The organism is Kitasatospora sp. NPDC053308, from assembly GCF_055585785.1.
The window spans coordinates 75854-88145 of sequence record NZ_JBVJJY010000002.1; the positions used below are offsets into that span (position 1 = coordinate 75854).

A 12292-nucleotide genomic window follows, 5' to 3' on the forward strand; every position below is an offset into this window, starting at 1 on the left:
GCGGCTCGGGTCGGCTCGGCCGCTGCGGGTCAGCGCTCCTCGCGGAAGTCGACGTGCTTCCGGGCGACCGGGTCGTACTTGCGCAGGACGAGGCGGTCGGGGTCGTTCCGGCGGTTCTTGCGGGTCACGTAGGTGTAGCCGGTGCCCGCGGTGGAACGGAGTTTGACGATCGGGCGCAGTTCGTTGCGTGCCATGAGGGGTCTCCTTCGGATCGGTCAGGACTATAGCAAAATGAAATCCATGTTCATGTAGAGTCTTCCGCGTCGACCCCGACAGACCCCGACAGAACGGAGCCATCGATGTCCGCCCACTGCCAACTGACCGGCCGCAGGCCGGGCTTCGGCAACGCGATCTCGCACTCGCACCGCCGCACCCCGCGCCGTTTCGACCCGAACATCCAGCGCAAGCGCTACTGGCTGCCCAGTGAGGGCCGCTACGTCCGCCTCACGCTCAGCGCCAAGGGCCTGAAGACCGTCGACACCATCGGGATCGAGGCCGCCGTCGCCCGCATCCGTGCCCGCGGGGAGAAGGTCTGATGGCCAAGCAGAGCAAGATCGCCAAGAACGAGCAGCGCCGGGCCCTCGTCGCCCGCTACGCCGAGCGCCGCGCCGAGCTGAAGAAGACCACCGCGCGGCCCACCAGCACCCCCGAGGAACGGGCCGCCGCCCAGGCCGAACTCGCCCGCCAGCCCCGGGACGCCAGCGCCACCCGGGTCCGCAACCGCGACGCCGTGGACGGCCGCCCGCGCGGCTACCAGCGCGCCTTCGGCCTCTCCCGGATCAACCTGCGCACCATGGCCCACGCCGGACAGCTGCCGGGCGTGCGCAAGTCGAGCTGGTGAGCGCCGTGCCCGAACACGTCAGGCTCCCCGTCGTCGTGGTCGCCGGCCTGCACCGAGCCGAACGCCGCCGCGCCGTCCAGGAGTTGCTGGACGGCTGCGTCAACGGCGTGGTCCTCCACCACGACCTGCGCGACGCCGACCGGGGCACCGTCCAGCGCGAACTGCGCGACACCGACGGCGTGTACGACACCGCCGAACTGCCGCTGACCAACGGCTGCCCGTGCTGCGCCCTGCGCGAGGACCTGCTCCCCGTGCTCGCCGGCATCGCCGAGGCCGGCGAGCACGGACTGGCCGTCGTCGAGCTGTGGGGCGGCAGCGACCCGCATCCGATGGTCGAGGTGATCGCCGGCGGCGAGGTGGACGGCCGTCCGACGGACGAGCTGATCGAACTCGCCGGCGTGGTGACCGCGGTCGACCCCGACCGCCTGATCGGGGAACTCTCCGTCTCCGACGACCTCAGCGAGCACGGCGAGCACACCTCCGCCGACGACGCCCGCACCCGCGCCGAGGCGCTCGCCCACCAGATCGAGTACGCCACCACCATCGCCGTCGCCCGCGGCGGCGAGACCGGCCTCGCGATGCTGCGCCAACTGCACCCGACCGCGCGCCGGGTGCTGCTCGGCACCGGCGAACTGCTGCGCGCGGCGCTCGGCGGCTTCGACGTCCCGGCCGCCCGCGACCGGGTCAACCCGGCGCTGGCCCTGCTGCCGCAGGAGCACGACGAGGCGGGCGTGGCCACCCTGGTGTGGGAGCGCCGCCGACCGCTGCACCCGGCGCGGCTGCACGACGCGCTGGAACTGCTCGTCCCGGCCGCCCAGCGCAGCCGCGGCCGGTTCTGGCTGGCCAACCGGCCGGAGCTGATGCTGGCCTGGGACGCCGCCGGAGCCAACCTCGCGGTCGAGGAGTGCGGGCCGTGGCTGGCCTCGCTGCCGGACGCCGCCTGGGAGCTCTACCCGCCGGCCCGCCGGGCCGCCGCCGCCCTCGACTGGGATCCCGCTCACGGCGACCGCATCCAGCAACTGGCCTTCACGGCCGAGGGGCTGGACGCCGACGGCATCGTCGAGCTGCTCGACTCCTGCCTGCTCACCGACGCCGAACTGATGGCGGGGGAGCAGGGCTGGAAGTCCCTCCCCGATGCCTTCCGCGACCTGCTCGACCCCGTGTCCTGACCGACCGACGACCGACCGACGACCGACCGACGACCGACCGACGACCGACCGACGACCGACCGACGACCGACCGACGACCGACCGACGACCGACCGACGACCGACCGAAGGACGTACCCTCCGATGGCCCGACGCCCCGGCGGCGGCAACTCCGCCCGCCCGCGCCCGAACCCGCTGTTCGAGGCCGGCATCACGTACATCGACTACAAGGACACCAACCTGCTGCGGAAGTTCATCTCCGACCGCGGCAAGATCCGCAGCCGGCGGGTGACCCGGCTGACCGTCCAGCAGCAGCGGGCGATGGCCCGGGCGATCAAGAATGCCCGCGAGATGGCCCTGCTGCCGTACGCCTCCGCGGCTCGCTGAGCCACCGCCCGCTGAACCCACCGCCCGCTGAACCCCGACCCCCGGACAGGAGAGCCGACATGGCCGTTCCGAAGCGCAAGATGTCCCGGAGCAACACGCGCCACCGCCGTTCGCAGTGGAAGGCCGCTGCCCCGCAGCTCGTGCCGATCACCGTCGAAGGCCGGGAGCACCTCGTGCCGCGCAACCTGGTGAAGGCCTACGAGCGGGGCCTGCTCGTGCCGTAGGCAGCGGACGGCACGGCGGAAGGGGTCGCAGCCCGTGGGGGGCTGCGACCCCTTCCGCCGTCTCAGCGCACGTCCTGCGGGAGGTCGGCCGCCGGCAGGTGCCGGTGCCGGGCGGCCCGTTGGGCGGTCCGCATCCGCGCGTAGCGGCCCCCGGGGAACCCCTGGCCTCGGAAACGCCGTTTCCCGGCTGCCACCCGTCCCCGGGAGGTGGCGCCTTCGGGCCTGCCGGGGTCCGGTACGTCCTCGACAGCGCCCGGCTCGCGCGACTAGGCTCACGCGCAGGCAAGCTATTCAATTTGTTGACTATGGAGCCCGCCGTGCACCCTTTCCGCGCAGCCGTCGAGGCCGGCGACCACGACGCCATCGAGGCCCTCCTGGCCGAGGACGTCGTCTTCACCAGTCCGGTCGTCTTCAAGCCCTACCCGGGCAAGGCCATGACCGCCGCGATCCTGCGCGGTGCCGGACGGGTCTTCGAGGACTTCCGCTACGTCCGCGAGATCAACGACGCCGGCGGCCGCGACCACGCGTTCGTCTTCAAGGCCACCGTCGACGGCCGCGAGGTGCACGGCTGCGACTTCCTCCACCTCGACGAGGACGGCCTGATCGACGAGTTGACGGTGATGGTCCGCCCGCTCTCGGGCGCCCAGGCCCTCGCCGCCGCGATGGGCGCGCAGTTCGAGCGGATCACCGCCGAAGCGCTCGGCGGGTCCACGGCGTGAGCGCGACGACGGGCTTCCGCCGTTACGTCGCGGTCGGCGACAGCCAGACCGAGGGCCTGGGCGACGGCGACGAGGCCGCCGGGTGGCGCGGCTGGGCGGACCGATTGGCCGAGACGATCGCCGGGCACGAACCCGGCCTGCTCTACGCCAACCTCGCCGTGCGCGGCCGACTCGCCGGGCAGGTGCGGGCCGAACAGCTCGCCCCCGCGCTCGCGCTGCGGCCGGACCTGGTCAGCGTGGTCGCCGGGATGAACGACCTGATGCGGCCGGGCTTCGACGCGGGCGCGGTGGTGGCGGAGTTGGAGGCGATGTTCACCGCCTTCACCGCCACCGGGGCGCGGGTGCTCACCTTCACCTTTCCCGACATCGGCCGGATCGCGCCCGCGGCCCGAGGTTTGCGGCCCCGGCTGCTGGACCTCAACGCGCGCATCCGGGCCACGGCCGACCACCACGGCGTCGTGGTCGTCGACTTCTTCCCGCACGCGGTGACCACCGATCCGCGCATGTGGAGCGCGGACCGGCTGCACGCCAGCCCGCTCGGCCACGCGGGGATCGCCGCCGCGGCGGCCCACGCGCTCGGGCTGCCCGGCAGCGACCGCGGATGGGCCGAGCCGCTGCCTCCGCTCCCCCCGGCGGGGGTCCGCCGACGAGCCGCCCAGGAGGCCGCCTGGATCGGCACATTCCTCGGACCGTGGCTGATGCGCCGTCTGCGCGGCCGCTCCTCGGGCGACGGAAGGGTCGCGAAGCGCCCGGACCTGCGGCCCGTCCTGGCTCCTCGCCCGGCGCACTGAGCGGCGCGGGCCGACGCCCTGCTGCGCAGGCTCCGGGAAGCCGTCAGGCCGGCTCCTGCTCCGGCCCCTGCGCCGAGTCCCGCGCAGGAGCCGGAGCAGCGATGGTCGGAGCAGCGATGGTCGGAGCGGCGGTGGTCGGAGCGGCGGTCGGAGCAGGTGCCGAAGCGAGGGCGGAAGCAGCGGCCCGCCGGTCCAGAACGGCGAGCGCCTGCTCGCACCAGCGCTGGTTCTCGCGCTCGAACGCCAGCCCGCGCATCAGCGTCAGATACGGCCCGATCCGTTCGGCCGCGGCGAGGTACTCGTCCTCCTCGCGCCCGTCCAGCAGCCGCGCCCGCAGGCGCTCGTAGCGGGCCGCCTTGGCCTGCGCCCACACCAGCCGTTCGAGCAGCGCCGCGCGCACGGCGTCCGGGTCGCCCGCGTCCACGGCCTGCACCTGGACGAGCAGCTCGTCCCGGATCGCGGACGGCCGCGGCGGCGAGGCCGTGAACGACCGCAGCGCGGCGCGGCCCGCCTCGGTGAGCGAGAACAGCCGCTTGTTCGGCCGCCGTTCCTGCTCGACGACCCGGGCGCTGACCAGTCCCTCGGCCTTCATCCGGTCCAGCTCCCGGTAGAGCTGCTGCGGTGTGGCCATCCAGAAGTTCGCCGCCGACGCGTCGAACGCCTTCGTCAGGTCGTAACCGGACGCCTCGCCCTCCAGGAGGGTCGACATGATCGCGTTGCGCAGGGCCATGTCGCCAGCCTATCCGGGCCCATGGGCCGGCGGCGGAGGCGATCGACCGACGAGGCACCCGCCCCGCGGGGGCCCGGCGGGCTCCTGGAACGGGAGTCCTCCCCGCGGAGGCGGTTCTCCCGGAAGCGCCGGCGACCGGGGTCGGCAACGGACGGGTCCCACCCCTTGCCGACCCCGGCCGCCGCGGAGCCGCGGTGTCCAGCTGTCCTGTTCCGGCGGCACGACCCGCGGCCGGTCGGAGCGGTCCGCCGGCGCCCCGATCCGCCCGCGGTCGGTTCGACGGTGGCGCGGCCGAGGCCCTCGTCCGAGGCGCCGGGTGCCGCAAAGGGCCGGCACCCGGGTGCGAAGGCCGTCGGGTTCGACCGCGCCGGCCGGGTACTGACCGCGGGCGAGGGTCTGCCGGTCGATGCCGAGGGGCCGTCCGGCCCTCGCCCGCCCGGGCCTGGGAGGCGAGCATCGAGAGCATGGAACTCGAACAGGAGGCGGCCGGCGAGCAGCAGTGGCTGGCGCTGCTGGCAGGACGGCAGGTGGGACGTCTGGTGTACACGGTCGGCGCGCTGCCCGCCGTGCTTCCGGTCCGTTTCCGTCTCGACGGAGAGGGCTCACTGCTCTTGCGGGCGCCGGTCACGGCGGAACTCGCGCGGGCGGTCGACGGAGCGGTGGTGGCCTTCGAGTCGAGCGAGGTCAGCAAGGCGGACGGCAGCGGCTGGAGCGTCACCGTGCTCGGGCACGCCACCGCGACACCGGGCGCCGACACCGTGCGCTTGCGCTCCGAGTTGGTGACGGGCCGACGGCTGGCGTCGGCGGCGGCAGCCGAGGAGCGGTGATCCGACGGCGCTCTACGCCCCGGCCAGCGGAGCCTGCCACACCAATCGGGCCCCGCCGTCCGCCGGTGTCTGCGGTTCGAACGTGCCGCCCGCCTTCCCGGCCCGCTCGGCGAGGTTGCGCAGTCCGCTGCGCCGCCCGTCGGCGGGGATCCCGGCACCGGTGTCCGTCACGGTGAGGACGACGTCCGTTCCGGTGGCCCGGAGGACGACCTCCACCCGGTCGGCGTGCGAGTGCCGGGCGGCGTTGCTCAGCGACTCCCGGAGCACGGCCATCACGTGCTCGGCCGGCTCGGCCGGCACGTCGGTGTCGAGCAGCACCTCCATGCTGGGCCGCGGCGCGAAGCCGAGGGCCTCCTGGGCCTCGCCGACGGCCAGGGCGACCTGGGCGCGCAGGCTGTGGGTGCCGTCCCGCTCGCGGGCGCGCAGGCCGAAGATCGTCGACCTGATGATCTTGATGGTCTCGTCCGGATCGCCCACCGCCCGCATCACCCGGTCCGCCGCGCCCGGATGCTCGACGAACCGGGCCGCGCTCTGCAGCGTCATCCCGGTGGCGAACAGCCGCTGGATCGCGAGGCCATGCAGGTCACGCGCGATGCGGTCGCGGTCCTCCAGGAGGGCGAGCTGCTCGGCGGCGCGAGGCCGGCTCCAGGGCGAGCGCCGCCTGGTCGGCGAAGCCCAGCAGCGGGCCGATCTCCTCGGCCGTGAAGGCGGGCTCTCCGGCGGGCCGCGCCAGCGCCAGGACGCCCTGGACCTCACCGGTGGGGGCGCCGAGCGGGACGGCGACGGCCGGGCCCAGGCCGTCGAAGCGGCGTGGGCCGGCGGTGAACCGTGGCTCCCCGGGGAGGTCGGTGCTCGTGGCCGGAGCTCCGCTCGTGTACGCCGTGCCCGACAGCGTGCCCTCGGCCGGAACGGTCAGCCCGAGCCGCGCGGCGGCGTCGGCGCCGAGGGCGAGTTCGACCGTCAGCCGGTCCGTCCCGGGGAGCGGTACGGACACGTCGGCGAGCTGTGCTCCCGTGATCTCCCGGGCGCGCTGGGCGATCAGCTCCAGCACCTCGGCGCGCGGGCTGCCGAGGTGCCCGACGGGCCACCACGAAGCGCACAGGTCCCCGACCCGCCGCGGATCGGCAGCTGACGGATGATCGGCCGGCCGCCGATCCGCGGCTGACGGCCATCGGCTCGCCCGACGGGACCGGCAGCCGCGGAACGATCACCCCTGCGCAGTAGGGCGGCGCGGGTCGGAACAGGCCGGATGCCGCGTCCACCGGGAGTGGACGCGGCATCCGTGTCGTCGTTCGCCGGTGCCGCGGCGGGCACCTGCCGGGTGTCAGTCGTGGGGGACGATGGCGACCGGCGCCGGGGCGTGGTGGATCACCGCGTGGGCGACCGGGCCGAGGCGCAGGCCGAGGTGGTGGCGGCGCCGGTGGCGGCCGACCACGACCAGTGCGGCACTGCGGGAGGCGTCCACCACGGCGCCGGCGCCGGTGCCGATCCGGCTGTCCTCGGCCACCGCCACGTCCGGATACTTCTCCCGCCACGGGTTGAGCGCCCGGTCGAGCAACTCGGCCTCGATGGTGCGGAACCGCTCGGTCTCGATCCGCGGTGCCGGCCGGCCCGCGTAGCCCCCTACCGCCGGCGGCGTCCAGCCGTGAACGGCGCGAAGGACGGTGCCGCGGTCCGCGGCCGCCCGGAAGGCGAAGCCGAGGACCTCGTCCGCCGGGTCACGGATGTCGATGCCGACCACCACGTCGGCGCTCCCGTCGGCGCCGGCCTCCTGCGGCGGTGCGGCGCGGACCAGGACGACGGGCACCCCGCACCGCGCCGCGACGTTCAGACCGACCGATCCGACCAGCAGGCCCTCGAAGCCGCCCAGCCCCAGCGAACCGACGCTGAGCAGCTCGGCTTCGGCCGCGGCGGCGAGCAGCGACGCGGCCGGTTCGTGGCCGGGCAGGAGGCCGGTGTGCACCTCCAGCCCGGGGTGGGCCGAGCGCACCTGCCGCGCGGCGTCGTCGAGCATCCGCTCGGTCAGAGCGCGCACGCGCGCAGGCTGGTCCGGATCGGCGTGCACGTCGTCCTCCCAGGTCCAGGCGTGGGCGAGGCGCAGGGCACGGCCTCGGCGTACCGCTTCGTCGGCCGCCCACCGCGCCGCCGCGGTGCTCTCGGCCGAACCGTCGATACCGGCCAGTACGAACCCGCTCATGGCGATGCCCTGCCTTCCGTCGTCCGGGACCGCCCCGGCCACCACCGGCCGGGGTCGGGACCAACCTCTCCGGCGGTGGCGCTTCGGCCCAGGGCCGGCCGGGTACGCGGGCGGGGCCCAAGGTCCCGGACGCGCGAAGGCGCGCACCCGGGACTTCCGGGTGCGCGCCTTCGCGCATGTCCCGCGAACTGCTGATCGTGACCACGTCCGGATCTGCGGGCGGACAGGCGCCTCCTGCTTCCCTGCCCAGGTCGGCTGGTCGGCTGGTCGGCTGGTCGGTTCCGGCGTTCCGCCGCCGCACCGGGTCCTTCGGGGGCCGGGTGGTCCTTGTCGGCGGACCACTGGTCCCGGGCGGGCCCGAGGTCCCGGTCGCACCGGACGGAGGTGTCCCGGTCGGCCCTGTACGCGACCGGACGAGGGTGGCGACGATGAGGGCCGTGCCGGCCGGCTCGCCCTGCAGCCGCGACGGCGACCAGAGGAGATGGCGTTCATGGACCTTCCCGTCACCGTTGGACTCGACGGTTCCCCCGAGAGCCTGGAGGCGGCCGATCTGGCCGCCGACGAGGCGCGGTTGCGGCGGTGTCCGCTGCGCCTCCTGCACGCTCTTCCGTTCATGCCGCACCTGCTGCCGAGCGCGTCCCGGCCGCGGGCCGACGGGCCCGGTGTGCTCGTCGATGCTCGGCACGTGCTGGCGGTCCGGCACCCGGGCCTGATCCTGCGCGTGGACGAGGTGCACGACGTCGCCACGGCGGCGCTGGTGGCGGCGGCCGAGGACGCCGAGTTGCTGGTACTCGCCGCGCGGGGGAACGGTGGTTTCCCCGGGCTGCGGGTGGGGGCGACGGCGCTTCACGTCGCGGGCCGGGCGGGCTGTCCCGTCGTCGTGCTCCCCACCGAGCGGATGGCGTCGGGGCCTCGCGAGCAGGTCGTCGTGGGGGTGGACGCCAGGTGGCCGGCGGAGGCGGCGCTCGACTTCGCCTTCGGCGCCGCACGCCGCTACGGGCTGCCGGTCCGGGCCCTGCACGCGTGGGCCTCGGCCGGTCGGCCGGGCAGCGCGGAGGCCCGGCTCGCCGAATGCGAGCTGCTCGACCGCGCGGTCGCGCCGTGGCGGCGCGCCCACCCGGACGTGCAGGTGATCGCGGACGCCGAGCCGGGCGGTACCGGGCAGGTGCTCGTCGAGGCCTCGGCCAAGGCACGGCTGCTGGTCCTGGGGCGGCGCGCCGGTGCCCCGCTCGGCGGCCTCGGGCCGGTGGGGCACGCGGTGCTGCACCACGCCGCCTGCCCCGTGGCGCTGGTGCCCGGGACGTGACGCCCGAGCGGCCGGGCGATGCGGCGGTGGCTCCGGGACCTTCGGTACCGGCGGGGGGCTGACCGGCCCCTGTGCCGGACATCGACCCGGTACCACGCTGCTGGATGCGAGCCGGGCACGTGGGTGCCCACGCGACTGAACCCGGGCGGGTGATCGTGGCCGGAGCTGGCGCGGTTCCGGCCACTCGCGCGTGTCGAGCGCGGACGGGCGCGAGCGGCGGCGACGAGAGCGAACGGGCGCGAGCGGCGGCGGACGGGCGCGAACGGGAGCGGACGGGCGCGTGGACGTGCCGGGACGGGGCGGACGAAGACAGGACCTTCGGCCCGCACGCAGGCCCCAACGGCCGGGGCCCGCGCCCCGATCCGCGGGGGAGGCTACCGGTGTCGGCGCACGCAGTAGCCGGTAGGCGCCCGACCTTGGACGACGACCCGAAAGGTGGTCCCGCATGCCCCGCCGCGAGCCGACCGAGGACACCGCCGTGAGCGTTCCCCGCCCCACCGTGCCCCAGGAGGCGCCGGCCGCCGTCGACGCCCTGGTGCACTCGGCGTTGACGGCCCTTCACGAGTACGCCGACTACACCCAGGAGCAGGTCGACCACATCGTCAAGAAGGCGTCCCTGGCGGCGCTCGCCCGGCACACCGCGCTCGCGGAGTCGGCGGTGGCGGAGACCGGGCGCGGCCTGTTCGAGGACAAGGCCGTCAAGAACGTCTTCGCCTGCGAGAACGTCACCCACGTGATGGCCCGCACGAAGACCGTCGGCGTGGTGCGCCGGGACGAGATCGACGGGATCGTGGAGATCGCCGAGCCGGTCGGCGTGGTCGCCGGCATCACCCCGGTGACCAATCCCACCTCGACCACCGTCTTCAAGTGCCTGCTCGCGCTGAAGACCCGCAACCCGATCGTCTTCGCCTTCCACCCGTCCGCGCAGCGCTGCTCCGCCGAGGCGGCGCGGATCGTCCGGGACGCCGCCGTGGCGGCCGGTGCGCCCGCGCACTGCATCCAGTGGATCGAGGAGCCGTCGATGGCGGCGACCCGGGGCCTGATGAACCACCCGGACGTCGCCACCATCCTGGCCACCGGGGGCAACGCGATGGTGCGGGCCGCCTACTCCTGCGGCAAGCCGGCCCTCGGGGTCGGCGCGGGCAACGTGCCGGCCTACGTCGAAGGGACCGCCGACCTGAAGCGGGCGGTCAACGACATCGTGCTCTCGAAGACCTTCGACAACGGCATGATCTGCGCGTCCGAACAGGCCGTCATCCTGGACGCGCGGATCCGCGAGGCGGCTCTCGACGAGTTCCGCCGGCTCAAGGCGCACCACGCGAGCGCCGAGGAGAAGGCGCTGCTGGAGCGGTACCTGTTCGGCACCGGCGAGGGCGACTCGTGCGCGGGGGAGCGCCTGAACGCGGCCGTGGTCGGGCGGTCCGCGGCACACATCGCCGAGGCGGCGGGATTCCGGGTGCCGGCGGACACGTCGCTGATCCTGGTGGACGCCGCGCGGGTGGGGCCGTCGGAGCCACTGACCCGCGAGAAGCTGTGCCCGGTGCTGGCGGTCCTGACCGCCGACTCGCGCGACGACGGAGTCGAACTGGCGGCCGCCATGGTGGAGTTCAACGGCCTCGGGCACACCGCGGCGGTGCACACCGAGGACGAGGCGTTCGTCGAGCGGTTCGGGCACGCCGTCAAGGCCTGCCGGATCATCTGGAACGCCCCCAGCTCCCAGGGCGGCATCGGGGACGTCTACAACGCCTTCCTGCCCTCGCTGACGCTGGGCTGCGGCAGCTACGGGCACAACTCGGTGGCCGGCAACGTCTCGGCGCTCAACCTGGTCAACATCAAGCGGATCGGACGGCGCAACACCAACATGCAGTGGTTCAAGGTCCCGCCGAAGATCTACTTCGAGCGCAACAGCGTCACGTACCTGGCCAGCATGCCGAACGCCCACCGGGTCGTCGTGGTCACGGACCGGACGATGGTGGAGATCGGGCACCTCGACCGGATCCGCACGGTGCTGGACCGGCGCCGCGAGCCGGTGGAGGTGCGGATCGTCGACTTCGTCGAGCCCAACCCGAGCATCGACACCGTCCGCAGGGGCGCCGAGCTGATGCGCGCCTTCCGGCCCGACACCGTCATCGCGCTCGGAGGCGGCTCGCCGATGGACGCGGCCAAGGTCATGTGGCTGATGTACGAGCACCCCGAGGTCGAGTTCGCCGACCTCAAGGAGAAGTTCTTCGACATCCGCAAGCGCGCCTTCACCTTCCCCGACCTGGGGGAGCTGGCCAAGCTGGTGTGCATCCCGACCACCTCCGGCACCGGCAGCGAGGTCACCCCGTTCGCGGTCATCACCGACACGGCCACCGGTCAGAAGTACCCGCTGGCCGACTACGCGCTCACCCCGAGCGTCGCCATCGTCGACCCGGCGCTCACCACGCACCTGCCCCAGGACGTCACCGCCGACACCGGCTTCGACGCCCTCACCCACTGCATCGAGACCTATGTGTCCGTCTACGCCAACGACTTCACCGACGGCCTGGCCCTGCAGGGCATCCGGCTGATCTTCGACCACCTGGCCGAAGCGGTCGCCGACGGGCCGCGCAGCCCGCTCGCCCGGGAGAAGATGCACAACGCCGGCACCATCGCCGGCATGGCCTTCGGCTCGGCCTTCCTCGGCGCGGTGCACGCCATGGCGCACACGCTGGGCGCCACCTTCCACGTGGCCCACGGCCGGACCAACGCCCTGCTGCTGCCGCACGTCATCCGCTACAACGGCGCCGCGCCGACCAAGGTGACCAGCTGGCCCAAGTACCGCAGCTACGTCGCCCCCGAGCGGTACCAGGCCATCGCCCGGATGCTCGGCCTGCCGGCCGGCACGCCCGACCAGGGCGTCGAGTCGCTCGCCCTGGCCGTGGAGGAGCTGCGTGACCGGGTCGGGATCCCGCGCTCGTTCAAGGACGCCGGTGTGGACGAGGAGGCCTTCCTGGCGGCCCTGCCGCAGCAGGCGATGAACGCCTACGAGGACCAGTGCGCGCCCGCGAACCCGCGGATGCCGATGCTCGACGACATGCGGCAGATCATGCGTCAGGCGTACTACGGCGACCAGGCCTGACCACCGACCCCGAGAGGAAG

Annotated in this window: 13 protein-coding genes and 1 pseudogene; 10 read left to right on the forward strand and 4 right to left on the reverse strand. The window is 74.2% G+C overall.

Going from position 1 to position 12292, the window contains the following annotated elements:
- Positions 1–29: 29 nt before the first annotated feature.
- A complete protein-coding gene (gene rpmG / locus ACZ6Y7_RS05640; protein ID WP_465756545.1) occupies positions 30–194 on the reverse strand; it encodes a 50S ribosomal protein L33 in 165 nt (54 codons plus the stop codon).
- Between the two features lie 105 nt (positions 195–299).
- Here rpmG and rpmB point away from each other — a divergent pair, with 105 nt between their 5' ends.
- From rpmB to ACZ6Y7_RS05675, 7 genes are all read left to right on the forward strand, one after another.
- Positions 300–536, forward strand: coding sequence for a 50S ribosomal protein L28 (gene rpmB, locus ACZ6Y7_RS05645; protein WP_465756546.1), 237 nt, complete (start codon positions 300–302; stop codon positions 534–536).
- A complete protein-coding gene (rpsN, locus tag ACZ6Y7_RS05650; protein WP_465756547.1) occupies positions 536–841 on the forward strand; it encodes a 30S ribosomal protein S14 in 306 nt (101 codons plus the stop codon). Before rpmB ends, rpsN begins: the two co-directional genes overlap by 1 nt.
- Positions 842–846: 5 nt before the next feature.
- Positions 847–2010, forward strand: coding sequence for a CobW family GTP-binding protein (locus tag ACZ6Y7_RS05655; protein ID WP_465756548.1), 1164 nt, complete (start codon positions 847–849; stop codon positions 2008–2010).
- 122 nt (positions 2011–2132) lie between these two features.
- Positions 2133–2375 carry a 30S ribosomal protein S18 gene (gene rpsR / locus ACZ6Y7_RS05660; protein WP_465756549.1) on the forward strand — a complete coding sequence of 81 codons (243 nt, stop codon included), beginning with the start codon at positions 2133–2135 and terminating at the stop codon, positions 2373–2375.
- 59 nt (positions 2376–2434) lie between these two features.
- Positions 2435–2599 (forward strand): 50S ribosomal protein L32, encoded by a 165-nt coding sequence (gene rpmF / locus ACZ6Y7_RS05665; RefSeq protein WP_465756550.1) that lies wholly within the window; start codon positions 2435–2437, stop codon positions 2597–2599.
- Positions 2600–2916: 317 nt separating this feature from the next.
- Positions 2917–3318 (forward strand): nuclear transport factor 2 family protein, encoded by a 402-nt coding sequence (locus ACZ6Y7_RS05670; RefSeq protein WP_465756551.1) that lies wholly within the window; start codon positions 2917–2919, stop codon positions 3316–3318.
- A complete protein-coding gene (locus ACZ6Y7_RS05675; protein WP_465756552.1) occupies positions 3315–4109 on the forward strand; it encodes an SGNH/GDSL hydrolase family protein in 795 nt (264 codons plus the stop codon). Before ACZ6Y7_RS05670 ends, ACZ6Y7_RS05675 begins: the two co-directional genes overlap by 4 nt.
- 43 nt (positions 4110–4152) lie before the next feature.
- Here the strand turns inward: ACZ6Y7_RS05675 and ACZ6Y7_RS05680 are convergent, their stop codons facing one another.
- Positions 4153–4839 carry a PadR family transcriptional regulator gene (locus ACZ6Y7_RS05680; protein ID WP_465756553.1) on the reverse strand — a complete coding sequence of 229 codons (687 nt, stop codon included), beginning with the start codon at positions 4837–4839 and terminating at the stop codon, positions 4153–4155.
- A 464-nt stretch (positions 4840–5303) separates the two neighbouring features.
- On the opposite strand from ACZ6Y7_RS05680, the gene ACZ6Y7_RS05685 reads away from it, so the two are divergent.
- Entirely contained in the window at positions 5304–5666 is a 363-nt protein-coding gene (locus ACZ6Y7_RS05685) for a pyridoxamine 5'-phosphate oxidase family protein (RefSeq protein ID WP_465756554.1), read from the forward strand.
- Positions 5667–5678: 12 nt separating this feature from the next.
- Here the strand turns inward: ACZ6Y7_RS05685 and ACZ6Y7_RS05690 are convergent.
- Positions 5679–6735, reverse strand: a pseudogene (locus ACZ6Y7_RS05690) (sensor histidine kinase); the annotation flags it as partial.
- A 255-nt stretch (positions 6736–6990) separates the two neighbouring features.
- Positions 6991–7863 carry a universal stress protein gene (locus ACZ6Y7_RS05695; protein ID WP_465756555.1) on the reverse strand — a complete coding sequence of 291 codons (873 nt, stop codon included), beginning with the start codon at positions 7861–7863 and terminating at the stop codon, positions 6991–6993.
- Between the two features lie 490 nt (positions 7864–8353).
- Between ACZ6Y7_RS05695 and ACZ6Y7_RS05700 the strand changes: the two genes are divergently transcribed.
- Both ACZ6Y7_RS05700 and adhE read left to right on the forward strand, forming a co-directional pair.
- Positions 8354–9169 (forward strand): universal stress protein, encoded by an 816-nt coding sequence (locus tag ACZ6Y7_RS05700; protein WP_465756556.1) that lies wholly within the window; start codon positions 8354–8356, stop codon positions 9167–9169.
- Positions 9170–9614: 445 nt separating this feature from the next.
- Positions 9615–12272 (forward strand): bifunctional acetaldehyde-CoA/alcohol dehydrogenase, encoded by a 2658-nt coding sequence (adhE, locus tag ACZ6Y7_RS05705; RefSeq protein ID WP_465756557.1) that lies wholly within the window; start codon positions 9615–9617, stop codon positions 12270–12272.
- Positions 12273–12292 lie beyond the last annotated feature (20 nt).

Coding starts and splice junctions, on each gene's coding strand:
- rpmG (WP_465756545.1), bottom strand. CDS start 194: ATGGCACGCAACGAACTGCGCCCGATCGTCAAACTCCGTTCCACCGCG.
- rpmB (WP_465756546.1), top strand. CDS start 300: ATGTCCGCCCACTGCCAACTGACCGGCCGCAGGCCGGGCTTCGGCAAC.
- rpsN (WP_465756547.1), top strand. CDS start 536: ATGGCCAAGCAGAGCAAGATCGCCAAGAACGAGCAGCGCCGGGCCCTC.
- rpsR (WP_465756549.1), top strand. CDS start 2,133: ATGGCCCGACGCCCCGGCGGCGGCAACTCCGCCCGCCCGCGCCCGAAC.
- rpmF (WP_465756550.1), top strand. CDS start 2,435: ATGGCCGTTCCGAAGCGCAAGATGTCCCGGAGCAACACGCGCCACCGC.
- ACZ6Y7_RS05680 (WP_465756553.1), bottom strand. CDS start 4,839: ATGGCCCTGCGCAACGCGATCATGTCGACCCTCCTGGAGGGCGAGGCG.
- ACZ6Y7_RS05685 (WP_465756554.1), top strand. CDS start 5,304: ATGGAACTCGAACAGGAGGCGGCCGGCGAGCAGCAGTGGCTGGCGCTG.
- ACZ6Y7_RS05695 (WP_465756555.1), bottom strand. CDS start 7,863: ATGAGCGGGTTCGTACTGGCCGGTATCGACGGTTCGGCCGAGAGCACC.
- ACZ6Y7_RS05700 (WP_465756556.1), top strand. CDS start 8,354: ATGGACCTTCCCGTCACCGTTGGACTCGACGGTTCCCCCGAGAGCCTG.
- adhE (WP_465756557.1), top strand. CDS start 9,615: ATGCCCCGCCGCGAGCCGACCGAGGACACCGCCGTGAGCGTTCCCCGC.